This is a genomic window from Pseudomonas sp. zfem002 (genome assembly GCF_032621685.1).
GTDB lineage: Bacteria > Pseudomonadota > Gammaproteobacteria > Pseudomonadales > Pseudomonadaceae > Aquipseudomonas > Aquipseudomonas japonica.
Window position 1 is genome coordinate 193,694 of the sequence record NZ_JAVYJH010000019.1, and the last position, 22,582, is coordinate 216,275.

17 protein-coding genes are annotated in these 22,582 nt (G+C 66.8%); 7 read left to right on the plus strand and 10 right to left on the minus strand.

From position 1 onward, the window contains the following. Window positions 1-14: 14 nt before the first annotated feature. The 5 genes from RTI28_RS20710 to RTI28_RS20730 are packed head-to-tail and all read right to left on the minus strand — an operon-like array spanning window position 15 to window position 4,876. Window positions 15-1,040 carry a polysaccharide biosynthesis/export family protein gene (locus tag RTI28_RS20710; RefSeq protein ID WP_316922156.1) on the minus strand — a complete coding sequence of 342 codons (1,026 nt, stop codon included), beginning with the start codon at window positions 1,038-1,040 and terminating at the stop codon, window positions 15-17. A 24-nt stretch (window positions 1,041-1,064) separates the two neighbouring features. Continuing rightward, the gene (locus RTI28_RS20715; protein ID WP_316922157.1) at window positions 1,065-1,712 is read right to left on the minus strand and encodes a CpsD/CapB family tyrosine-protein kinase; all 648 of its coding nucleotides are present in this window, start codon (window positions 1,710-1,712) and stop codon (window positions 1,065-1,067) included. Window position 1,713: 1 nt separating this feature from the next. Next, the gene (locus tag RTI28_RS20720) at window positions 1,714-2,460 is read right to left on the minus strand and encodes a sugar transferase (protein WP_316922158.1); all 747 of its coding nucleotides are present in this window, start codon (window positions 2,458-2,460) and stop codon (window positions 1,714-1,716) included. Window positions 2,461-2,462: 2 nt separating this feature from the next. Further along, window positions 2,463-3,527 (minus strand): NAD-dependent epimerase, encoded by a 1,065-nt coding sequence (locus RTI28_RS20725; RefSeq protein WP_316922159.1) that lies wholly within the window; start codon window positions 3,525-3,527, stop codon window positions 2,463-2,465. Continuing rightward, the gene (locus RTI28_RS20730; protein WP_316922160.1) at window positions 3,524-4,876 is read right to left on the minus strand and encodes a UDP-glucose/GDP-mannose dehydrogenase family protein; all 1,353 of its coding nucleotides are present in this window, start codon (window positions 4,874-4,876) and stop codon (window positions 3,524-3,526) included. The genes RTI28_RS20725 and RTI28_RS20730 overlap by 4 nt, the downstream gene beginning before the upstream one ends. A 395-nt stretch (window positions 4,877-5,271) precedes the next feature. Here RTI28_RS20730 and RTI28_RS20735 point away from each other — a divergent pair, with 395 nt between their 5' ends. Then, window positions 5,272-7,008 carry a sulfatase-like hydrolase/transferase gene (locus RTI28_RS20735; RefSeq protein WP_316922161.1) on the plus strand — a complete coding sequence of 579 codons (1,737 nt, stop codon included), beginning with the start codon at window positions 5,272-5,274 and terminating at the stop codon, window positions 7,006-7,008. A 75-nt stretch (window positions 7,009-7,083) separates the two neighbouring features. Here RTI28_RS20735 and RTI28_RS20740 read toward each other — a convergent pair whose 3' ends face one another. From RTI28_RS20740 to RTI28_RS20755, 4 genes are all read right to left on the minus strand, one after another. Beyond that, on the minus strand, window positions 7,084-8,442 hold the full coding sequence (locus tag RTI28_RS20740; RefSeq protein WP_316922162.1) for a CoA transferase: 1,359 nt from the start codon (window positions 8,440-8,442) through the stop codon (window positions 7,084-7,086). Between the two features lie 53 nt (window positions 8,443-8,495). Further along, on the minus strand, window positions 8,496-8,924 hold the full coding sequence (locus RTI28_RS20745; RefSeq protein WP_316922163.1) for a YbaN family protein: 429 nt from the start codon (window positions 8,922-8,924) through the stop codon (window positions 8,496-8,498). Between the two features lie 55 nt (window positions 8,925-8,979). Then, a complete protein-coding gene (locus tag RTI28_RS20750; protein ID WP_316922164.1) occupies window positions 8,980-9,588 on the minus strand; it encodes a biliverdin-producing heme oxygenase in 609 nt (202 codons plus the stop codon). 566 nt (window positions 9,589-10,154) lie between these two features. Next, window positions 10,155-11,072, minus strand: a complete 918-nt coding sequence (locus RTI28_RS20755; RefSeq protein WP_316922165.1) for a LysR substrate-binding domain-containing protein — start codon at window positions 11,070-11,072, stop codon at window positions 10,155-10,157. A gap of 146 nt (window positions 11,073-11,218) precedes the next feature. Here RTI28_RS20755 and RTI28_RS20760 point away from each other — a divergent pair, with 146 nt between their 5' ends. Together RTI28_RS20760 and RTI28_RS20765 are read left to right on the plus strand one after the other, a co-directional pair. After that, a complete protein-coding gene (locus tag RTI28_RS20760) occupies window positions 11,219-12,592 on the plus strand; it encodes an L-serine ammonia-lyase (RefSeq protein WP_316922166.1) in 1,374 nt (457 codons plus the stop codon). 186 nt (window positions 12,593-12,778) lie between these two features. Continuing rightward, window positions 12,779-14,074, plus strand: coding sequence for a serine/threonine transporter (locus RTI28_RS20765; RefSeq protein ID WP_316922167.1), 1,296 nt, complete (start codon window positions 12,779-12,781; stop codon window positions 14,072-14,074). An 82-nt stretch (window positions 14,075-14,156) separates the two neighbouring features. On the opposite strand, the gene RTI28_RS20770 is transcribed toward RTI28_RS20765, so the two are convergent. Further along, a complete protein-coding gene (locus RTI28_RS20770) occupies window positions 14,157-16,796 on the minus strand; it encodes a patatin-like phospholipase family protein (protein WP_316922168.1) in 2,640 nt (879 codons plus the stop codon). Between the two features lie 253 nt (window positions 16,797-17,049). Between RTI28_RS20770 and RTI28_RS20775 the strand changes: the two genes are divergently transcribed. From RTI28_RS20775 to RTI28_RS20790, 4 genes are all read left to right on the plus strand, one after another. Beyond that, entirely contained in the window at window positions 17,050-17,721 is a 672-nt protein-coding gene (locus RTI28_RS20775) for a DUF3313 domain-containing protein (RefSeq protein WP_316922169.1), read from the plus strand. A 389-nt stretch (window positions 17,722-18,110) separates the two neighbouring features. Further along, window positions 18,111-19,823 (plus strand): FAD-binding protein, encoded by a 1,713-nt coding sequence (locus RTI28_RS20780; protein WP_316922170.1) that lies wholly within the window; start codon window positions 18,111-18,113, stop codon window positions 19,821-19,823. Next, entirely contained in the window at window positions 19,820-21,514 is a 1,695-nt protein-coding gene (locus RTI28_RS20785; RefSeq protein WP_316922171.1) for an FAD-binding protein, read from the plus strand. The genes RTI28_RS20780 and RTI28_RS20785 overlap by 4 nt, the downstream gene beginning before the upstream one ends. Next, complete coding sequence (locus tag RTI28_RS20790; RefSeq protein ID WP_316922172.1) at window positions 21,511-22,287, plus strand: SDR family oxidoreductase; 777 nt, start codon at window positions 21,511-21,513, stop codon at window positions 22,285-22,287. The genes RTI28_RS20785 and RTI28_RS20790 overlap by 4 nt, the downstream gene beginning before the upstream one ends. Window positions 22,288-22,582: the final 295 nt, after the last annotated feature.

Below are 22,582 nucleotides of genomic sequence, written 5' to 3' on the forward strand. Positions count from 1 at the left end.
CCGTACCCCTGAGTTCAGTTGTCGCTGCCTTTGTTGTCGACGCGGTAGCCGAAGCTGAAGCCCACGCCCTGGAACAGCACCACGTCGGCCAGTTGCCGGGCCAGTTCGCCAGCACTGGCGAGCTTGGTCTTGGGCACGTAGAGCATGTCGTCCGGTTGCAGGTAGGCCACCTGCGCGGCGCTGGCGTCCAGGGCCTGGTCGACGTTGTAGGGCATGGCCTGCACCTGGTTGCCGTTGCGCCGCATGATCACCACCGAGTCCAGGCGCGCCTTGATGCTCGGGCCGCGGGCCAGGGTCAGGGCTTCGAGGACCGAGACCGGACGGCGGATCGGGTAGGCGCCGGGCTGGCCGACTTCACCCAGCACGTAGATCTCGTTGACCGCGGTGGACTTGAGCATCACGTCCACGGTCATGCGCCCCGGCAGATCGGCGTAGCGCTGGTTCAGGTAGGTCTCCAGCTGGGTCACGGTCATGCCCTGCAGGGGCACCGAGCCGATTTCCGGGAAGTTGGCGCGCCCGTCGCTGTTCACCGTGATTTCCCGGCTCATGCCGGTGGCCGGGTGGTTCAGCGCGTTTTTCAGGTTCTGCTCGTTGGTCAGCGGGCTGATCACCTGCACGGTCAACTGGTCGCGGTTGGGCTGGAACAGGCTCTTGTTGCGGTACGCCTGCTGGATCGCGGCGCGGGCCTGGTCCGGGGTCATTCCGGCGACCTGCACCGAAGTGTTGGCCGCCGGCAGCTCGATGCGGCCGTCGGGCAGCACCAGCTGGTTGCCGTTCAGCGAACTGGCGGAGAGGAAGTTGAGCCCGACGGTATCGCCGGACTGGATGCGGTAGGCGTCGGAACCGCTGGTGCTGATGTGGAAGATCACATCCAGCACGTCCTGCGGACGCAGCACCTGTTCCTTGCCGGTGAGTTCGCTGGCCTGGGCGCTGGCGGGTGGCGCGGTGAGGATCTGCACCGGCATCTGGCGCATCTCCTGGTTGCTGGTGCAGGCCGCCAGCGGTAACAACGCGAACAGGGCGATCAGGGTGGTTTTCATCATTGTGTCCCTCGCACGGTCGGCTCAGAGGTTGTCGTACAGCCACTTGGGCATGTAGTAGCGGCGCCGGTTGAACACACTGCCGATCAGCAGGGCGCCGGCCTGGACCAGGCGCTGGCTGGCGGCCTGGGCCACTTCGCGGCGGGTGTCCTCGGCGTTGATCACCAGGATCACGCCATCCACCAGGGGCCCCATGACCAGGCTGTCGGCGCCGCTGTAGACCGCCTCGCCATCGATCACCACGAAGCGGTAGTCGCTGGCCAGGCGCTGCAGCAGGCTGCGCAGCAGTTCCGGGTCGAGGCGTTCGCCGCCGCGCTTGTGCACGCCGCTGGGCAGCACATCGAAGTTCTGGTCGGACAGGCGCACGATGCAGTCCTGCGCCAGGGGCGGGGTCTGGTCATCGAACAGCAGGTCGTGGAAGCCGCGCAGCCGGGTCAGGCCCAGTTGCTGGCTGAGGTTGCTGGTGTCGTTGCTGGCGTCCACCAGCAGCACCGAGCCACCGCTCAACTGCGCCAGCTGGCTGGCCACGGCCAGGGCGCTGGTGCTGGTGCCACTGCCGCGGTTGGCGGCAGTGATCAGCAGCAGGCGTCGATCCTGGTCGAGCACGGTGGAGGTCAGGTTGCTTTCGCTGGGGGTCGCGATGCTCATGCTTCTCGAAGTAGAACCGTCCATCTCAACTTGCTCCGTGGCCAGTGAAGACTTTGAAGGGAGTCTTGAGCAGGATCTTCAGATCCAGGCTCAGGCTCTGTTCGGCGATGTAGCTGAGGTCCAGCTCGACCCGCTGGTCGAAGTCGATGTCGCTGCGTCCGGAGATCTGCCAGAGGCCGGTCATGCCCGGGTAGATGCTCAGGCGCGCGAGGTGGCTGTCCTTGTAGCGGTAGGCGTTGAACGAGGTGGGCCGGGGCCCGACCAGACGCATCTCGCCGCGCACCACGTTGAACAGGTTGGGTAGCTCGTCCAGGCTGCTGCGCCGGAGCCAGCGGCCGATCCGGGTTACCCGCGGGTCGTCGTCGATCTTGAAGTCGATGGATTGGGCGCCGTGCTTGTTCAGGTGGCGCAGGGATTCTTTCAGCGCCTCGGCATTGGCGACCATGGTGCGGAACTTGAACATGCCGAAGCAGCGTCCGCGGTAACCGGTGCGCCGCTGCACGAAGAACACCGGGCCCGGGCCGCTGGCCTTGACCAGCGCGGCGAGCCCCAGCAGCAGCGGCGAGAGCAGGATGATCAGGCACACGGCGCCGAAGGCGGCGATGCAGCGATTGGTCCGCGACAGGGTCCAGGGCCGGCCGCCGAGGCGTCCGGTGAACCAGCCGCGGCCTTGCTTGTGCACTGCCGAATCGATGCGCATGCGGTGTTTGGGGTCCATGCGTTTGTCCTGGTACAGCGCCTGTACCTGGGCGTCTTGGGGTTGTCCGGTCATGGCTACCTCCGAACTGCAGCGGGCGTGGCCCGGTTGTCCTGCGCTGGCGTCCCGAGCAGCGGCAGGTAGTGGTCGAAGAACCAGGCGACGAAGCGCCCGAGCCCGTCATCCAGGGAGATTTGCGGGGTGAAGCCGGTGGCCGCGGCGAGGTCGCCGGCCTCGGCGCAGGTATCGAGAACATCGCCCGCTTGCAGTGGCAGCAGTTCCACTTCGGCCTTGCGTCCCAGGTGCTTTTCCAGCAGGGCGACGTAGTCGAGCAGGGCCACCGGGCGCTGCCCGCCGATGTTGTACAGGCGCCACGGCGCGTGGCTGCTGGCCGGGTCCGGGGCGTGGGCGTCCCACTGCGGATTGGCTTGTGGCGGCAGCGGGATCAGGCGCACCAGGCTTTCGACGATGTCGTCGATATAGGTGAAGTCGCGCTGGTGCTGGCCGTGGTTGAACAGGCGCAGCGGGCGGCCTTCATGGATCGCCGTGGCGAACTGCAGCGGCGACATGTCCGGACGCCCCCAGGGGCCGTACACGGTAAAGAAGCGCAGGCCGGTGGCGGGAATGCCGAACAGGTGGCTGTAGCAGTGGGCCATGGCCTCGTTGGCTTTCTTGCTGGCGGCGTACAGCGACAGCGGATGGTCGACGCTGTCGCGCACCGAGTAGGGCACCTGGCGGTTGGCGCCGTACACCGAGCTGGACGAGGCGTACAGCAGGTGTTGCACCGGGTGGCGCCGGCAGCTTTCGAGGATGTTGAGAAAACCGGCCAGGTTGCTGTCCAGGTAGGCCTTGGGGTTGTCCAGGGAGTAGCGCACCCCGGCCTGGGCGGCCAGGTGCAGGACCACGTCGAAGCGCTCGGCGGCGAACAGCCGGTCGAGGGCTGCGCTGTCGCTCAGGTCGATGATGCGCAGGCAGAACTCGCCGGCCTGCTGGCGCACCCACTCGCCCCGGGCGACCTTCAGCGCCGGGTTGTAGTAGGCGTTGAAGTTGTCCAGGCCGATGACCTGGTGCCCCTCGCGCAGCAGGCGCAGCGCGCAGTGAGCGCCGATGAAGCCGGCCGCGCCGGTCACCAGCACTTTCATGATGCCGGTACCTCGGGCACGACATGGCGCAGGCCGATGCCGCAGTAGTCCAGGCCGAAGGTGGCGACCTGGTCCGGGTTGTACAGGTTGCGCCCGTCGATGATCAGGCGCTGGCGCAGCTTGTTTGCCAGCAGGGTGAAGTCCACCACGCGAAAGTTCTTCCACTCGGTGCAGATCACCAGGGCATCGGCGTCTTCCAGGGTGTCGTCGCGGGTGGCGCAGAGCTGCAGGTCCTTGCGGTAGCCGTAGAGGCGCCGGCACTCGGCCATGGCCTCCGGATCGAAGGCATGCACCGTGGCGCCCTCGGCCCACAGCGCTTCCATCAGGTAGCGGCTGGGTGCTTCGCGCATGTCGTCGGTGTTGGGCTTGAAGGCCAGGCCCCAGAGCGCCACCGACTTGCCGGCCAGGCTGCCGGGGAAGTGCTGCTTGAGCTTGGCGAAGAGAATCCGCCGCTGGTTGTCGTTGACCTCGCTGACGCTCTGCAGCAGGCGCAGCGGCATGCCGTTGTGCTCGGCGGTATGCAGCAGCGCGCGCAGGTCCTTGGGAAAGCACGAACCGCCGAAGCCGCAGCCGGGGTAGATGAAGTGGTAGCCGATCCGCGGGTCGGAGCCGATGCCCTTGCGCACCGCTTCGATATCGGCGCCGAGGCGTTCGGTGAGGTTGGCCAGTTCGTTCATGAAGCTGATGCGCGTGGCCAGCATGGCGTTGGCCGCGTACTTGGTCAGCTCGGCGCTGCGGTTGTCCATGAACATGAGTTTTTCGTGGTTGCGGCAGAACGGTGCGTACAGCTCGCCGAGCTGCTCCTGGGCCACGCCGTCGCAGGTGCCGACGATGATCCGGTCGGGGCGCAGGCAGTCGGCCAGGGCGCTGCCTTCCTTGAGGAATTCCGGGTTGGACACCACCCGCACCTTGAGGCTCAGCTTGCCCAGGCGGTCGAGGGTTTCCCGGGCCAGTTGCGCCACCTGGTCGGCGGTACCCACCGGGACCGTGGACTTGATGATCAGGGTGCGGTCGGCGTCCATCAGCTCGGCGATCTGCCGGGTCACGCCGAGGACGTGGGAGAGGTCGGCCGAGCCGTCTTCGTCCGGCGGCGTGCCGACGGCGATGAACACCAGCGCGGCATGATTCACCGCATCGCTGGCCTGGGTACTGAACAGCAGACGGCCGTCGCGGATGTTCTCCTCGAGCATGGCCGACAGGCCAGGCTCGTGGATCGGCGGCACGCCTTCGCGCAGTTGGCTGATCTTGTGCGTGTCGACATCCACGCACAGCACGCGGTGTCCGACATCGGCCAGGGCGGCCGCCTGCACGAGCCCTACATAACCAGTACCGAAAACACTTACGTCCATTCCGGCTGCCTCGCATGGCGTAATGGGGGTGTAACAGCGATGTGTTTTCGGTATAGCGCAGGCTGGGGAAAAAGTGTCAATGGAATGGCATGTTTCGTCGAACTTACAGTGCCTAAGCAACAAGTCGTTTTGCCATCAACTCGTTGGCAATCCGCACCTTAGCGAAAAAACATACTGGCAAATCGCCGATCGATTTCGCGATGAACGGTCGTAAGCCGCGCCGTACAGGGGTTACACAGAATGGTTCGCAATTATTTGGCAACACTTCCTTTGGTGTTAATACCTATTTGTCGACGCCAAATTTTCGCCAGTAAATTGGCGGGCGATAGCTGGAAAGTCTTTCGCAAGCTGGCTACCTTTCGACAATTCCCGGTCGTTGAAGGTGGAGCCATTCCATGCGTGCATACCTCAAGAGCCTGTTGCTGGTGGCCTACCTGGCCTGTTTCCACGCGGCGATCGGCGAGCGCGTGCAGGCGCTGGGCGGCACGGCGCTGGTCCTGTATGCCGGGGTGTTCGTCCTGCTGGCGGCGGCTTTATGGCTGGCGGCGCAGATCCGCCAGGGCGGGGTGCGCTGGCTGCTGGCCCTGGTGTTCTTCGCCAGCGCCGTGTTCTTCGATGCCTACACGCGGATCACCGCCAGCTACCTGACCTACAGCGCGTTCATCTCGATGGTCTATTCCGGCGGTTTCATCGGCGAAGCCGTCGCCCAGTACCACGACGCCATGCTTCTGGCGCTGGCGCGCGGGTTGCTCCTGTTGTTCGGCCTCGGCCTGCGCCCCGGCGCCACGCCGCGACTGCCGCGGGTGATGCCGTGGGCCGCGCCGCTGCTGGGCCTGGCGTTGCTGACCGGCATCCTCTTCGTTCGCGCCGGCGAGGGCGCCCGCGGCCTGCCGGTGATGTACACGCCGCTGGCCTATCTCAACCTGCTGGGCTACGAGACCCTGCATGATCGTGTCGGCGTCCGCCAGCCGGTGAGCCTGCCCCGCAGCGGCGAGGCCATGGCCCGGGACATCGTCCTGCTGATCGACGAGAGCGTGGCCGGCAACTACCTCGACCTGAACACGCCGCAAGGGGTGCCGACGCCGCTGACCCAGGCCCAGCCGGGGCTGAAGATCTTCAACTACGGCTATGCCGCGTCCATCGCCAACTGCAGCGCCGACACCAACGTGACCCTGCGCTACGGCGGTACCCGCGGCGACTACCTGCGGATCAACTCGACCCAGCCGTCGATCTGGCAGTACGCCCACCAGGCCGGGTTGGGCACCGTCTACATCGATGCCCAGCGCAGCGGCGGCCATCTGCAGAACCTGATGAGCGAGGCGGAAAAGCGCGATATCGACCGCTTCATCCAGTTCGATGACACCCCGGTGCTGCAGCGCGACATGGCGGTGGCGGCCAAGTTGGTGGAGCTGCTGGGCGACGGCAGGCCGCAGTTGATCGTGGTGAACAAGCTCGGTGCGCATTTCCCGGTGCACGACAAGTACCCGGACGCCTTCATGCACTGGCGCCCGGCCTTGCCGCGCGGGCAGTACGCCGAGGTGACCGACACCGGCAGGCGTGACGGCTTTTCCGGCACGGCGCAGGACTGGGTGCTGTACCGCAATGCCTACCGCAACACCCTGGCGTGGAATGTCGGCGAGTTCTTCAAGCGCCTGTTCGCCGAGGCGGACCTGAGCCAGGCGGTGCTGATCTACACCTCGGACCACGGCCAGGACCTGCACGAGCGCGGCAATCCGGGGCTGAACACCCACTGCGACAGCGATCCGGTGATGGAGGAAGGGCTGGTGCCGCTGGTGGTGATCCAGGGCGAGGGGGTCAAGGCGCCGGACTGGCAGGCGAACCTGGCGCTGAATCGCAATCGCTCCAGTCACTACAACCTGTTCCCGACCTTGCTGCAGCTGCTCGGCTATGACAGCACGGCGCTGCAGGCCCTGTATGGCAGGCCGCTGAGCGTGCCCACCGAGGACGACTTCACCTTCAACACCCGCTTCAATGCGCGGCTGGGAGCCAGTCCTGTGTTCAAGCATATCGACCTGGGGCAGGTGGTGGTGCCGGAAGGAAAAGCGCAGGGTATCGCTGCTGTAGGCGCTGGCTTGCCTGCGAAGGACCGCGAAGCGGTCCCAAACCCTTGAGCTGCAATCGTTCTGGCAGGTTGTGGTGGTAGGGGGCCCGCTTCGCGGGCCTTCGCCGGCAAGCCGCGCTCCTACCTACCAGCAGGCCTGCGCCGAACCCAGCTCGCAAGCCCCGCGCGCCCACTGCAACGGCGCGCCTACCACCTGCAATGGCACCTTCAGGCGCTGCGCCGGTCCCCACGGGGTCTGTTCCCGCGTACAGGCCAGGTCCAGCGGGGTTTCTTCGGCCAGCGGCAGGTCGTCGGCCACCGTGCCTTGCTCCACCAGCCATTTCGCCGTGCGCGCCAGTGACAGGCGGGCCATGCCGCCATGCCCCGTAGCCAGGCGCTCGGCCAGACCGCGGATCGCCGCGGCCGCCATCAGGTAACCGGTGGCATGGTCCAGCGCCTGCACCGGCAGCGGTACCGGGCGGCTGGCCTGCTGCCAGCGCATGCCGGCATGGGCGATGCCGGTGCTCATCTGCACCAGGCTGTCGAAACCCCGGCGCAGACGCCAGGGACCCGTCCAGCCATAGGCATTCAGGCTGATATCCACCAGCGCCGGATTCAGCGCGCGGCGCTGCTCGTCGCCATAGCCCAGGCGTTCCAGGGCATCGGCGCGATAGCCATGGACGAGAATATCGGCCTGGGCCAGCAAGCCTTCGAACAGCCTGCGCTGCTCGCCATCGTGCAGATCCAGGCGCGCGCAGCGCTTGCCCAGGGTCACCTCCGCGACCACGCCCGGTTCGTCCCAGCCTGGCGGGTCGATGCGCAGCACGTCGGCGCCGAAGCCGGCCAGCAGGCGGGTGGCGATGGGCCCGGCGAGGATCCGCGTCAGGTCCAGCACCCGCACGCCGTGCAGCGGCCGCTCCGGGGTCCCCGACCAGGTCCGCGAGCCGTCGGCGTCGAAAGCCTGGCGGCGGATCAATGGCTCGGCGTTCACCGCCAGCCCCTGGGGGTGATCCGACCACTGTTGCCAACTGCGCATCTGCGCCGCGCAACCGCCGGCTTCGACGATGGACTGCTCCAGCGCCTCGCCGGTCCAGCCCAGCACTCGACGCGCCATGTCCTGGCGATCGGCGGCCGGGCCGAGCACCTGTTCGGCGACGGCGCGGTGACGGGGGGCATTGGTGTGCAGGCGGATCCAGCCGTCGCGGGTCTGGTAGTCGCCGGCGATCGGGTCCCACAGCGGCGGGGCCTGCCAGCCTTGCGGGCGCAGGCTGGAGGCGAACCAGAGGGCGGCGAGACGGCGGTCCAGCAGCACGCGGCGACATTCGCCGGCCTGCTGCTCGATCAACGCGGCGATGGCCAGGCCGGCGGCGGCGACACTGACCCCGGCCATTTCCGTGACGGCGAACGCCGCGGGCAGATTGCCTGGAGCGGCAAAGCGCACCGCGCCCTCGGCGGGCTGCGGCAGGGCGAGGTCATGGGCGAGGGCGCCGAGCATGTTCAGCATCGTTGTGCTCCTGGGATCGAAGCAGACAAGTGAAGTCATTCGCCGCGCGCTGGTCAAATTCCCGACGGGTCGGCGCGCCTGGCTGCGCGGCGGTCTTGCGGCAGGGACTCGGGGCGCGACCAGATCCACAGGTTGCCCAGGGTCATGCCGCCAATGGCCAGCCACACCGGCCAGCGGTGTTCGAGGAACAGCAGCATCAGGCTGGCGCAGAGCAGCATGCTGACGGTGGCGCTGACCTTGGCCCGGCGCTGGATCACCTTGCCGTTGCGCCAGTTGTGCAGGATCGGGCCGAACAGGCGGTGGTTTTCCAGCCAGGCGCTGAGGCGCGGCGAACTGCGGGTCGCGGCCCAGGCGGCGAGCAGGATGAATTCGGTGGTCGGCAGGCCAGGTACGACGATCGCCACCAGGCCGATGCCCAGGCTCAGGTAGGCCAGCAGGCCGTAGAGCACGCGGGAAAGCTTCGAGGGAGAGGGTCGGGTCATGGGCATATCGACTGCACGGAGAAATCCGGCCGTCATCATGACGGCCGGAGCGCGATCAGGCCAGTTCGGCTTTAGGCGCAGTGGCGTAGGCGTGCTTGAGCAGCTCGGTGAAGCGCTCGAAGGCCGCGACCGCGCCCTGTTCGGCGGCGGCTTCCTCTTCGGCGCTGAGCTCCAGGCTGTCGAGGATACGGGTGAACTGCTTCCAGCCTTCGGCGCGGCCGCCGGCTGGTTCGCCGAGGTGACGGGCGCCGAAGTTCTCGTTCAGGTCCAGGGCCACGGCGCGCTTGATCAGGAACGCAGCGCCGAGCTTGGAACCCTCGGACACGAAGATCCAGCCCATGGCCTGGCCGATGCCTGGATTCTGCAGCGCGCCCGGGTAGTCGGCGGGGATCGCGGTGTCGAGATCGGCGAGGTCGAGGCGGGCCTGCTCGGCGCGGCAGCGCTCGGCCAGGTCGGGGACGATGGCGATCAGTCGCGGGTCGGTGTAGAGGGCCTTGAGTTCGTTCTGGAACAGGTACTGGGCGACGACGAAGCGGGCGAAGTTTTCCCGGGTTTCGAAAGGCGCGTGGGACTTGACCAGGGCGTCCAGCTCGCTGTGCGGCGCGTGGGTGAGCTGATTCAGGCGCTGCGAGCGCAGGCTGGCGCGTTCGGTGTTGGCTGTCATTGGGAATTCCTTGCGTTTGGGACGGGCCTTGTAACTAGACGTGCAAGATGACGGGCGACAGTAAAAAAACCTCACATGGGTGTTGGATAAATCTATTTCGTCTGTTCTGGGCTTATCGCTGCATGGGTGTCTACACAGCTTTGAAGGCCTGGCGGGAAACCGCATGAAGGCCGCGAGGTGCCTGTCTTGAGTCTTGCAGCGCCCTCCAGATCGAGCGCCGCCCGCGCGGCGCATCGCGGATGAATCCGCTCCCACATCGGTTGCAACGTGCCATGGCCTGTGAGAGTTGAGTTGTCAGCCTTTGTTTTTTCGGCGATGCATCGCGGGGAGGCTGTTGAGCCCGACTCGATATCGAGTCGAACACACAATGCGGTCAACCATGGCCTGACAGACATAGGTACGTTGCAACAAATGTGGGAGCGGATTCATCCGCGATGCGCCGCGCGGGCGGCGCTCGATCTGGAGGGCGCTGCAAGGCTCAAGACAGGTACCTGGCGGCCCTGATGCGGTTTCCCGCCAGACCATCAAACTTGTGTAGATACCCAGGCAGCAATAGGGACCATCAGTCAGCCAAAGGCCCGCGCCTCTTCCACCAACCAGTCATGCACCGCCCGTGCACTCGGATGCGCCAGGGTTCCGGCGCTGTACAGCAGCACATAACGCTTGTGGTTCGGCACCGGCGCGCCGAACGGCACGATCAGGGTGCCGCGTTCCAGTTCGTCGTTGAGCAGGGTGCGCCGGGCGATCGCCACGCCGATCCCGGCGATCGCCGCCTCGATGGTCAGGTGGTTGCGGTTGAAGGTGTGCCCGCGCCGCACATCCAGGCCCGCGGCGCCGATGGCCTCGAGGTAGAACTCCCACTCCGCGTACTCCGAACTGCCGCGCCAGGCGGTGATGTCGTGCAGCAGCGGGTAGTGCACCAGGTCGTTCGGGCCGTGCAGCGGCGGGCGGCCGCGGAGCAGGGCGGGGGAGCAGACCGGGAAGATCTCCTCGTCCAGCAGCGGCGTCGAGTGCATGCCCGGATAGCTGCCGTCGTTGAGGTCGATGGCCAGGTCGAAATCGCCCTCGTGCAACGCCTGGTTGCTGTCCTCGGCGACCAGGCGCAACTGGATATCGGGAAAGCGCTGCTGCAGGCGTGGCAAACGCGGCGTCAGCCATTTGGCGAGGAACGAGGGGATCGAGCGCAGGCGCAGGGTCCCGCGGATCTCGCCGGCGTCGAGGCGGCGCAGTTCGGCATCGATGCTGCCGTAGGCCTCGTGCACGGTCAGGGCCAGGCGCTGGCCCTCGGCACTCAGCTCGACCCCGCGGGCACGACGCAGGAACAGGCGAAAGCCCAGGCGTTCCTCCAGCTGGCGAATCTGCTGGCTCACCGCGCCGGGGGTGATGTGCAGTTCCTCGGCGCAGCGGGTGAACGACAGGTGCCGCGCCGCGCAGGAAAACACGTGCAGCCAGACATACATCTGGCCGTTCATCTGTCGTCTCATCGTTTAGTCCTGCTAAAGCATTGCTTAGAAAGTTTCGTTGGTCGTAGGAAAAGTCATGCGGCAGTATCGTCCAACTTAGTGACAACTCTCAATTTTTTCACCGTGCACCGTAATGGCTCACTTCATTCGGTAATAGAGGCATTAGCATGGCTATCAGTGTTTTCGACCTGTTCAAAATCGGCATCGGCCCCTCCAGCTCCCATACCGTCGGTCCGATGCGCGCCGCGGCGACCTTCGTCGAGGCCTTGCGCACGCAGGATCTGCTCGGCGCGGTGAAGCGGGTCGAAGTCCGTCTGTACGGTTCGCTGTCGGCCACCGGCGTAGGCCATGCCACCGATCGCGCCTGCCTGCTGGGGCTGATGGGCGAGTGGCCGGACCGCATCGACCCGCAGTGCATCGGCCCGCGCATCGAGCAACTGGAAAGCACCGGTGTGCTGGTGCTCGGCGGCAGCCAGGCGATCGCCTTCGACTGCCGGCAAGACCTGCTGCTGCTCGACGAGAGCCTGCCCTATCACCCCAATGCCATGACCCTGGAAGCCAGCGGCGAGGGCGGCCTGCTGTTGCAGCAGACCTATTACTCGGTGGGGGGCGGGTTCATCGTCGAGGCCGGCGAAATCGGCGCGGGCGGCGCTGCCCAGGCGGTGCAGCTGCCTTACGAGTTCTCCAGCGCCGAGGAACTGCTCGCCCTGTGCAAGCGTCATGGCCTGCGGGTCAGCCAACTGATGATGGCCAACGAACTGGCCTGGCGCGAAGAGGCCGAGATCCGCGCCGGCCTGCTGCAACTCTGGGCGGTGATGCGCGAGTGCGTGGCCAACGGCCTGAGCAACGAAGGCATCCTGCCCGGCGGCCTCAAGGTCAAGCGCCGCGCGGCGAAACTGCACCGCAGCCTGCAGGAACTGGGCAAGCCCAATGTGATCGGCTCGACCCTGAGCGCCATGGAGTGGGTCAACCTGTTCGCCCTGGCGGTCAACGAAGAGAACGCCGCCGGCGGGCGCATGGTCACCGCGCCGACCAATGGCGCCGCGGGCATCATCCCGGCGGTGCTGCATTACTACATGAAGTTCAACCCCGACGCCTGTGACGCCGACGTGGTCGACTTCCTCCTCGCCGCCGCCTCGGTGGGCATCCTGTGCAAGAAGAACGCCTCGATCTCCGGCGCCGAGGTCGGTTGCCAGGGCGAGGTCGGTTCGGCCTGCGCTATGGCCGCGGCGGGCCTGGCCGACGTCCTCGGGGCGACCCCGCCACAATTGGAAAACGCCGCGGAAATCGCCCTGGAGCACAACCTCGGGCTGACCTGCGACCCGGTCGGCGGGCTGGTCCAGGTGCCCTGCATCGAACGCAATGCGATCGCCGCGGTGAAGGCGATCAATGCCGTGCAGATGGCCCTGCGCGGCGATGGCGAGCATTTCATTTCCCTGGACCGGGTGATCCGCACCATGCGCGACACCGGTGCCGACATGCACGAGAACTACAAGGAGACTTCCCGCGGCGGACTGGCCGTCGCTTTCGTCGAGTGTTGAAGGTAGGCGGTCCGTAGCGTCACACGGGGCTGCTTTGCAGCCCTTCGCGAGCGAGCTCGCTCCTACAAGGTTCACTCCATCCTGTGGGAGCGAGCTCGCTCGCGAAGGGCCGCAAAGCGGCCCCGGTCCTATGCACTGTCACCCTGGTTATTCATGAGCAACAAGAACAATTACAAGGCGTTATCGATGACTGATGTACAAAGCACCACGAACCTGCGTGTCGAATCGGCCGCGCCCGCCAGCACTGGCTGGAGCCGCCACGACACCACCTGGACCCTCGGCCTGTACGGCACCGCCATCGGCGCCGGCGTGCTGTTCCTGCCGATCAACGCCGGCGTCGGCGGCTTCTGGCCGTTGCTGATCCTGGCATTGCTGGCATTCCCCATGACCTTCTTCGCCCACCGCGGCCTGACCCGTTTCGTCCTGTCCGGGCGCAAGGGCGGCAGCGAGGACATCACCGAAGTGGTCGAGGAGCATTTCGGCGCTGGCGCCGGCAAGCTGATCACCCTCCTGTATTTCTTCGCCATCTTCCCGATCCTGCTGGTCTACAGCGTGGCGCTGACCAACACCCTGGGCAATTTCCTCGAACACCAGCTGCACATCACCCCACCACCGCGGGCGCTGCTTTCGCTGCTGCTGATCTGCGGCCTGATGATCGTGGTGCGCTGCGGCCAGGGCATCATCGTGCGGGTCATGAGCGTGCTGGTCTATCCGTTCGTCGCGGCCCTGCTGCTGCTCGCCCTGGGCCTGATCCCCAACTGGAACAGCGCCTTCTTCGCCCAGGCGAGCGAAGGCATGGCCCCGGGCCTGCTGCTCAAGACCCTGTGGCTGGCGATTCCGGTGATGGTGTTCTCGTTCAACCACTCGCCGATCATCTCGGCCTTCGCCGTGGCGCAGAAGAATCACTACGGCGAGCGTGCCGAGCAGAAGAGCGGACGCATCCTGGCGGTGTCGCACCTGATGATGGTGCTGACCGTGATGTTCTTCTGCTTCAGTTGCGTGCTGGCGCTGTCGCCGGCCGACCTGGCGGCGGCCAAGGCGCAGAACATCTCGATCCTGTCGTACCTGGCCAACCACTTCCAGACCCCGGTGATCGCCTTCGTCGCGCCGCTGATCGCCCTGGTGGCGATCACCAAGTCGTTCCTCGGCCATTACGTCGGTGCCAGCGAAGGCTTCCAGGGCCTGATCGTCAAGACCCTGCGCGGCCGCGGCAAGTCGATGTCGGCCAAGGGCCTGGAGCGGGCCACCGCGGCGTTCATGGTGCTGACCTGCTGGATCGTCGCCACCCTCAACCCGAGCATCCTCAGCATCATCGAATCGCTGGGCGGACCGGTGATCGCCTGCCTGCTGTTCCTGATGCCGATGTACGCGATCAACAAGGTGCCGTCGCTGCGCAAGTATTCCGGCAAGCTGTCGAATGTGTTCGTGGTGGCGGTGGGCTTGATCACCCTGTCGGCGATTGCCTGGTCGGTGATTGCCTGACCCTGTCATTGGCATGATCCCGTAGGCGCGCGGCTTGCCCGCGAAGGAGCGCATGGCCGTTCTTCGCGGGCAAGCCCCGTTCCTACGGGGCCAGGTACTTCCACAGCGCATCGGCCACCGGCGACGCCGCCTTGCCATCCCCGAACAAGCGCCCGCCGATCTGCAACCCCAACTGCCGATAACTCTCGAACTGCGCCTCGTCGAAGAACTGGTTCGCCGTGCTCTCGTTGGGGAAGGTCGGATGGGCGTTGGCGTAGTTGACCAGGTCCAGCGGCAGCCCGGCGATCAGGTTCGGCTTGAGCACCAGGATCCGTGCGGTCAGCTCGCCATCCTTGTTGCGCACATCGAGCAGGAGCGCGCAGCGCCGGTAATCCGCCTGCCGACGTGCCTCGGCAGCCACGGCGAAATCCTCGATCCGGCCGAAATACGGCGCCAGTACCTCGTCCTCGAACACCCCGGGATCCTCGCTGATCTCCAGGGCCTGGTCGATCCGCGCCAGGCGGATCAGGTTGGCCAGGTCGTTGAACTGGTAGGCCGGGTCGGCCCCGCAGTCACAGGTGACGATCAGTTCGATGTTGCGGCCTTCGCGCAGCAGTTCGTAGGTCGCGGTGTTTTCGAAGTGGCCGCCGTCGGACAGGTACTGGAAGTCGCGATTCAAGCCGTGAAACTGCGCGGTCAGCTCCTGGAACAGGTAGTGCTGGGTGGTCAGGGTGCGTTCGCCCAGGCTGTCGCGGCTGCTGCGCAGGCCACCGGGGCGTTCGCCGTTGCGCAGGAAATCGGCCGGCCACCAGGTGCCCAGGCGCATGTTGGTCAGGCCCAGGGCCAGCGAGGTCCCGAGGCTGGTCTGCCGGCCGAGGCCGGTGGACACCGCCGCGCCCGAGGTGGCCACCCAGTGCGCCAGGGTCAGCGGCTGGTACATCTCGCCACTCTCCGGCTGTGGCGCGCGCTGGCGCGGTTCGCCGTCGAGCAGGTAGCTGACGCTGGTCATGCCCTCGGCCCCGGACGGCGCCAGGCACAGTGGCTTGCCTTTGCGGTCGCGCTGCACCAGTTGCTCGGCCGGGTCGACGGTCTGGTTGAGGGTGACGTTGATCAGGTGCAGCGGCGCACAGCCGTTGTTGGCGTAGTAGTCCTCGATGCCGACGTCGTCTCCCGGCAGGGTTTCGGCCACGCTCAGCAGACGCTTGCGCATCTTGCGGCTGCTGCCGGAGAACCGCAGGCCATTGGAGGCGCCCAGGTAGGCCCGGGCCAGGCGCGCGCGGTAGAACGCCTGCCACGAGGACAGGTTGAGGAAACCGATGAACCTGCCCGAGCCCAGGCTGCACAGCGCCGCCAGCAGCACCAGCGCGCTCAGGCGCAGCCAGCCCTGGGCATCGTCGAGGGCGTCGCTGCCGAAGCGTACGTACTGCGCCAGCAATCCCCAGAACAGCGCGACCAGCAGGAAGATCGCCGCACCGACGACACCGGCGATCAGGCCGATCGGCAGCGTGCTCAGCCAGCCCGGCGTGGCCTTGTCGTCAGTGGACAGTGAGACCTGGCGCACCAGGACCATCAACAGCGGCAGCACCGCGGCCCCGGACAGCAGTGGCCCCTGTTCGACGCGCAGGAAGAGCCATTCGCTCAGCCACGGGATCAGGGCGAAGAACACGCTGACCAGGGTGGCGACGATGGCCGAGGCCAGGCGTCGGGTGACCAGGACCCGATAGGTGCCCACGCTGTTCTGCCGCGCCAGGACCTTGTCCGGGTCCTGGCGCCCGCGCCCCAGGTAAAGGCACAGCCACAGGCAGTAGACCAGGCCCAGTGCGCACACCAGCGCAAAGAGCAGCAGCAGAGCGCGCAGGCTGGCCTCGATCCCCGGGGTGAACAGGCCGAGGGCGAGGGTCACCAGGCCGGACAGCACGTACAGCCCGGTGGCCAGGTTGAAGGGATGCAGCGAGTCGTCGCTGTGGTTTCGGCGATAGACCATCCAGAACGCCAGCATCAACGGCAGCACGGCGCACAGCAGCAGGGCGCCCGGCAGCCACCAGAGCGACGTGCACAGCAGGGGCGCGGTGCTGAGCATGCCGCCCGCCGCACAGAGCGGGCTGGCGCCGATCAGCAACTGCGCCAGGACGGCGAGGGCGAGGCTGCACAGCAGCGGCATGCCGATGACCATGTGCACCGCGAACAGGTTGCGCAGCGACAGGCCGAGGACATAGAAGAGATCGCCGGCACCGCCCGGGGTCAGGTAGCGGCCGTTTTCCCGCAGCCAGGCCAGCGGCGCGGCGCCCACCGGCTGCTGGCGGTAGTCGTCGCCGGTGTGGATGCGCCCTGGCGGTTCGTAGTCGAGCGTGTCGTAGGCATCCCGCGCCGCTTCGATCCGGGCCTGCTCGCCGGCACGGGCTTCGCCTTCGCCGAGGGTGCCGGTGTTTTCCCGTCCGCGCAGGCGTCCGGGGAGGAACAGGCTGCCGAAGAACGAGCCCACGTAGCCACCGCCGCTGACCGTCGAGAGGTAGTCGAAACGCGGCAGCAGGCGCTTGCCCAGCGTGGCCTGGCGGTCATCGCCAGCCGGCAGCGCGCCCGGCGCGCGGGCGCGGGCCAGGGCCTGGAGCACGCCGAGGCAGAAGGTGGCGCTGCGGATACCGCCGCCGGACAAGGCCAGGGCCCAGCGCCCGCGGCCGCTGGCGGGCAGTTGCAGGAGGCGCTGGCGTTCGTCGATGCGCGCCTGTTCGGCGTCGAATTGCATGCGTTGCTCGGGTGAAACGGCTTCTTCCCTGTCCATGTTCCGCCTTTCGCTGTTGGGGGGAGGTGGGTCCATGGCGAGCGAGTGTAGAGCAGGGCTGTGGCCACGTGCTACTGCGCTGGGCGAGGGGCGAAAACCCTGTGCGCAAAGCTTTCCCGGACATAGCGCGGTGCTTGTCCGCGGCAGCGGGCGAAAGCTGGGCTATACCTAACCCGCTGGCCTGCAGTCAGCGGTGTTTTCCATAAGGGGAGGACTTATGAAAGTCGCACTGGTGATGGGATCGCTCTGCCTGACCTCGTTGCTGCTCGCTGGCTGCTCCAGCGGCGTCAGCCAACCGGACGAGTACTCAGGTTTTCTCAAGGACTACAGCCGGCTCAAGGAGGCCCGATCACCGTCCGGCGCGCCGGTGATGCGCTGGATCGATCCGCAACTCAAGCCTGACGCCTATCGCAGCGTCTACATCGAACCGAGTCAGCTGTATCCCAAGCCCCAGGCCACGGCGCAGATTCCGCAGAGCACGCTGCAGGGGATCACCAGCTATTACGACCAGGCGCTCAAGCGCGAGCTGGGCAAATCCCTGCCGCTGGCCAGCGCCCCCGGGCCGGGGGTGATCGTGGTGCGGCCGGCGATCACCGCGGTGAGCAGCAAGACCGAGGGGCTCAAGCCCTATGAAGTGATCCCGGTGGCGTTGGTGGCGGCGGCGGTGAGCACGGCGTCGGGGATCCGCGACCAGGAAACCGATATCGCCACCGAAGCGGTGTTCATCGACGGCGGCAACAACAAGGTGCTGGCCCAGGTGGTGCGCAAGGGCACCGGCAAGCCGCTGGAGAACAGCAGCCAGGTGATGAAACCGGATGATGTGAAGGCGGTGATCGATGGCTGGGCTGCGGATCTGCACCAGTCCTATCTGAACCTGAAGAAGAAATAGTTCTCTGTTGTTCTTGATGGCCTCATCGCTGGCGAGTCGGAGCGCCGAACCGCAGCTCCCACAGGGACCGCGTGTACCGTAAACCTTGTGGGAGCTGGTGTGCTGAGGCTTGCGTGCATATCCATTGGCCAAGGTGACTTGGCGTCGCCTTGGCAAATGGATCAACACACGATATCCAGCACCAGCACCAGCAGTGTTCAACACAAAGCTGAGCACCGTACAGACACAAGCTGGCTTGCCAGCGATGAGGCCATTAGCCGCGCCATGGAATCCACGGCCTGCCACCTAGTCCGCTTTGACGATGCCCCCTCCCGGCCAGCCCCCCGAAGATGAGGTCCACCGCCCCCTGACCGGCGGTTTTCCTGACCTCAGCTAATGGCATAACAACAATGACGGCTCAAGTTCAGTCTCAATCCGGCTACGACGTGATCGTCGTCGGCTCCGGCGCGGGTGCGATGACTTCGGCGGTGTTTCTCGCCGATCACGGTCTGCGGGTCCTGATCGTGGAAAAAAGCGACAAGTACGGCGGCACCTCGGCCATCTCCGGGGGCGGGATCTGGATTCCCAACAACCACTATTTCGCCCGCCTGGGCGGCAACGACAGTCCCGAACTGGCGCTGCGCTACCTGCAGGCCGCGGCGGGCGAACATGTCGAGCCGGCGCGCCTGCAGGCCTACCTCGACAACGCGCCGAAAATGATCGAGGCGCTGACCCGCAACAGCCGGGTGCGCTACGCCGTGGCGGCGAAATACCCGGACTACTATCCGCACCTGCCCGGCTCGTTGCCCGGCGGCCGTACCCTCGACCCGGAGCTGTTCGACACCAGCCTGCTCGGCGAGGAACTGGACAACCTGCGCAAGCCGTCGCCTTCGACCCTGCTCATGGGCCGCATCGCCTGGACCGCGCGCCATGCGCACAAGGCCATGGCCCGCAGCTTCGGCTGGCGCTGGCTGATCCTCGGGCTGATGCTGCGCTACAAGCTGGACTTCAAATGGCGGCGCAAGAGCAAGTACGACCGCCGCGCGGCGCTGGGCAGTTCGCTGGTCGCCTCCCTGCGTCGTTCGCTGATGGACCGTGATGTACCGCTGTGGCTCGACACCGATTTTCGCGAACTGCTGATGCAGGACGGCAAGGTCGCCGGGGTCAAGGTCATCCGTGAGGGGCGGGAACTGGCGATCGAGGCCCGCCACGGCGTGATCTTCGCCTCCGGCGGGTTCGAGCAGAACCAGGCCCTGCGCGAGCAGTACCTGCCCAAACCCACGCAGATGGCCTGGAGCGCCACGCCGCCGGGCAACAATACCGGCGCGGCCCTGCTCGCCGGGATGCGCGAGGGTGCCGCCACGGCGCTGATGGACTGGGCCTGGTGGGCGCCGACCATCGCCGTGCCGGGCGAGGAAAAGCCCCGCGGCATCTTCGCCGAACGGGCGTTCCCCGGGGCCATCGTGGTCAATGGCAACGGCCAGCGCTTCGTCAACGAAGCCGCGCCGTACCTCGAGTTCGTCGACGCCATGCACCGCGACAACCCGCTCAGCGGCGGACGCAGCGTGCCGGCCTGGGTGATCTTCGACGCGCATTTCCGCTTCAACTACGCGATGGGGCCGCTGATGCCGGCCCAGGTCATGCCCGACAGCCGCCTGCGCAAGGAGTGGCTGAACAGCCTGTACTGGAAGGCCGACACCCTGGCCGAACTGGCCACGCAGATCGGCGTGGATGGCGCCGGGCTGGAAAACACCGTGGCCAGGGTCAACGACTACGCGCGCACTGGCGTCGATGCTGATTTCGCCCGCGGCGGCAACGTCTTCGACCGCTACTACGGCGACTGCAACATCAAGCCCAACCCGTGCCTGGCGCCGCTGCGCAAGGGGCCGTTCTACGCCATGCGTCTGGATGCCGGCGATATCGGCACCAAGGGCGGCCTGCTGACCAACGAACACGCCCAGGTGGTGCGCGACGACGGCACGCCGATCCCGGGCCTGTATGCCATCGGCAACTGTTCGGCCTCGGTGATGGGCACCAGCTACCCCGGGGCCGGCGGCACCCTCGGCCCGGCCATGACCTTCGGCTACGTGGCGGCGAACCATCTCGCCCGGGAGGCCTCATGAGCCGTGTCGATACGGTGACGCCGATCCTGCCGCCGCTGCGCAGCGACGAACTGCACGGGCGCCAGTGGGATGACTACTGCGAGGTGCTGGTGCTCGGCTGGGGCGCGGCCGGTGCCTGCGCCGCCCTCGAAGCCCGCGCTGCCGGCGCCGATGTGCTGGTGGCAGACCGCTTCCAGGGCGGTGGCGCCAGCGCCAAGAGTGGTGGTGTGGTCTATGCCGGCGGCGGTACCCGCCAGCAGCGGCGCGCCGGCTACAACGACTCTGCCGAGGCGATGTTCGATTACCTCAAGCATGAAACCCACGGCGTGGTCAGCGACGCGACCCTGCGCCGCTTCTGCAACAACAGCGTGGCCAACCTGGAATGGCTGGAAAGCCACGGCGCGGCGTATTCCCACGAAGTGCCGCCAGGCGGCAAGACCTCCTACCCGCAGGACGGTTACTACCTCTATTACTCCGGCAACGAGCTGGTGCCGCTCTACGGTGGCGACAACCCGCCGGCGCCGCGCGGTCATCGCACCGTCGGCAAGGGCCAGTGCGGCGCGGTGCTGTATAGCCATCTGCAGGCAGCCTGCCTGCGCGCCGGGGTGCGCCCGCTGTTGCAGGCGGCCGCCAGACGCCTGGTGGTGGATGCCGCGGGCCGGGTGATCGGCGCCGAGTTCTGGCGCCTGCCGCCGGGCAGCCAGCAGGCCGAGCTGCACGGCAAGCTGATCGCGCGCGCCGAGAAACTGCAGAACTTCGCCCCGGGCTACTGCGACGGCCTGCGCCAGCGCGCGGCGCAACTGGAGAAGGACTTCGCCCGACCAATGCTGGTGCGGGCGAGCAAGGCGGTGATCCTCAGTACCGGCGGTTTCATCTTCAACCGCGAACTGATCGGCCAGCATGCGCCGAAATTCCGCCGCAACTTCAAGGTCGGCGCCACCGGCTGCGATGGCAGCGGCCTGCGCCTGGGGCTCAGCGTCGGTGCGGCCAGCGACCGCCTGGAGCGGGTTTCGGCCTGGCGCTTCATCAACCCGCCGTACAGCTGGCACAAGGGCATTGTGGTCAACACCGAGGGCCGGCGCTTCTGCAACGAAGAAGTCTACGGCGCCACCCTCGGCCAGCCGTTGATGGAAGAGCAGGGCGGTCGCGCCTGGCTGGTGCTGGATGCGCCGCTGCGCCGCAAGGCCCTGCGCGAGGCCTTGTTCAAGGGCTACTGGTGGTTCCAGACCGTGCCGGCGCTGGCGCTGATGCTGTTCAACATCCGCAAGGGGCGCAGCCTCGATGAACTGGCTCAGGCCACCGGAATGAACGCCCAGGCCCTGCGCGAAGCGGTGCAGGCCAACAATGCCGCGGCCCGCGGCGAGACCGGCGATCCGTTCGGCAAGTCGCGGGGCGGGCGCCAGGCGCTGGAGCAGGGGCCGTTCTATGCCTGCGACATTTCCGTGGGCAATCCGATCTTCCCGCTGGGCGCGCTGACCCTGGGCGGCCTGCGTGTCGACGAAGGCAGCGGCGCGGTGCTCGACGACGCCGCGCGGCCGGTGCCGGGCTTGTACGCGGCGGGGCGGGCTGCCGTGGGTATTCCTTCGCACCTGTATATCAGCGGCCTGTCCCTGGCCGACTGCGTGTTCTCCGGTCGCCGTGCCGGCCTGGCTGCGGCGCGGGACGGGCAGGACAGCCATCAACCACAACTTGCCGACGAGGCCGCGTCATGACTGAGCAAAGCAGCACACAGGGCCGGGTTGCCGGCAAGGTCGCCATCGTCACCGGTGGCGCCCGCGGCATCGGCCGCGCCAGCGTACGCCTGCTGGTGCGCGAAGGCGCGCGGGTGGTGATCGCCGATATCGACGAAGCGGCAGGGGAGGCGCTGGCCGCCGAACTGGGCGAGGCGACCCTGTTCGTGCGCCATGACGCCAGCAGCGAGCGCGCCTGGCAGGCCCTGGTGGGCGTGGTGCGCGAGCGTTACGGGCGGCTGGACATCCTGGTCAACAATGCCGGGATCCTGATCAGCGGCAGCATCGAGGACACCCCGCTGGACGACTGGCACAAGCTGATGCGGATCAACGCCGACAGCGTGTTCCTGGGGTGTCGCGAAGCCATCGGGCTGATGCAGGAGAGGGGTGGTTCGATCATCAACCTGTCCTCCATCGCCGCCCTGGCCGGGCGTGACGATTACCTGGCCTACAGCGCCTCGAAGGGTGCGGTGGCGGCCTTGAGCCGCTCGGTGGCGGCGTTCTGCCGGCGGCGCAAGTACCGGATTCGCTGCAACAGCCTGCATCCGGATGGTGTGTTGACCGACATGACCAGCGGCGGTTTTCCGGCGGGGCTGGACCCGGAGCGGCTGACCATCGACAGCGACCCGATGAACCGCATGTGCCGGCCGGAGGATGTGGCGGCGTGCGTGCTGTTTCTTGCCAGTGATGAAGCGCGGGCGGTGAATGGGGTGGAGTTGCGGGTGGATAGTGGGCAGATGGTGATGAGTATCTGAGGGGGCCTCGTTGCTGCATGGGTATCTACATGTCGTTGAGGCTTGTCAGGGAGCCGCATCAAGGCTACCAAGTGCCTGTCTTGAGCCTTGCAGCGCCCTTGAGATCGAGCGCCGCCCGCGCGGCGCATCGCGGATGAATCCGCTCCCACATCGGTTGCAACGTGCCATGGCCTGTGAGAGTTGAGTTGTCAGCCTTTGTTTTTCGGCGATGCATCGCGGGGAGGCTGTTGGGTTCGACTCGGTATCGCGTCGAACCAACAAGGAGGTCAACCATGGCCTGTCAGGCATAGGCACG

Bases quoted from the DNA above. Each gene is read 5' to 3' on its own strand.
- RTI28_RS20790 (WP_316922172.1), top strand. From the start codon at position 21,511: ATGACTGAGCAAAGCAGCACACAGGGCCGGGTTGCCGGCAAGGTCGCC.
- RTI28_RS20775 (WP_316922169.1), top strand. From the start codon at position 17,050: ATGAAAGTCGCACTGGTGATGGGATCGCTCTGCCTGACCTCGTTGCTG.
- RTI28_RS20750 (WP_316922164.1), bottom strand. From the start codon at position 9,588: ATGACAGCCAACACCGAACGCGCCAGCCTGCGCTCGCAGCGCCTGAAT.
- RTI28_RS20735 (WP_316922161.1), top strand. From the start codon at position 5,272: ATGCGTGCATACCTCAAGAGCCTGTTGCTGGTGGCCTACCTGGCCTGT.
- RTI28_RS20765 (WP_316922167.1), top strand. From the start codon at position 12,779: ATGACTGATGTACAAAGCACCACGAACCTGCGTGTCGAATCGGCCGCG.
- RTI28_RS20725 (WP_316922159.1), bottom strand. From the start codon at position 3,527: ATGAAAGTGCTGGTGACCGGCGCGGCCGGCTTCATCGGCGCTCACTGC.
- RTI28_RS20760 (WP_316922166.1), top strand. From the start codon at position 11,219: ATGGCTATCAGTGTTTTCGACCTGTTCAAAATCGGCATCGGCCCCTCC.
- RTI28_RS20720 (WP_316922158.1), bottom strand. From the start codon at position 2,460: ATGACCGGACAACCCCAAGACGCCCAGGTACAGGCGCTGTACCAGGAC.
- RTI28_RS20770 (WP_316922168.1), bottom strand. From the start codon at position 16,796: ATGCAATTCGACGCCGAACAGGCGCGCATCGACGAACGCCAGCGCCTC.
- RTI28_RS20785 (WP_316922171.1), top strand. From the start codon at position 19,820: ATGAGCCGTGTCGATACGGTGACGCCGATCCTGCCGCCGCTGCGCAGC.
- RTI28_RS20755 (WP_316922165.1), bottom strand. From the start codon at position 11,072: ATGAGACGACAGATGAACGGCCAGATGTATGTCTGGCTGCACGTGTTT.
- RTI28_RS20730 (WP_316922160.1), bottom strand. From the start codon at position 4,876: ATGGACGTAAGTGTTTTCGGTACTGGTTATGTAGGGCTCGTGCAGGCG.
- RTI28_RS20780 (WP_316922170.1), top strand. From the start codon at position 18,111: ATGACGGCTCAAGTTCAGTCTCAATCCGGCTACGACGTGATCGTCGTC.
- RTI28_RS20710 (WP_316922156.1), bottom strand. From the start codon at position 1,040: ATGAAAACCACCCTGATCGCCCTGTTCGCGTTGTTACCGCTGGCGGCC.
- RTI28_RS20715 (WP_316922157.1), bottom strand. From the start codon at position 1,712: ATGGACGGTTCTACTTCGAGAAGCATGAGCATCGCGACCCCCAGCGAA.
- RTI28_RS20740 (WP_316922162.1), bottom strand. From the start codon at position 8,442: ATGCTGAACATGCTCGGCGCCCTCGCCCATGACCTCGCCCTGCCGCAG.
- RTI28_RS20745 (WP_316922163.1), bottom strand. From the start codon at position 8,924: ATGACCCGACCCTCTCCCTCGAAGCTTTCCCGCGTGCTCTACGGCCTG.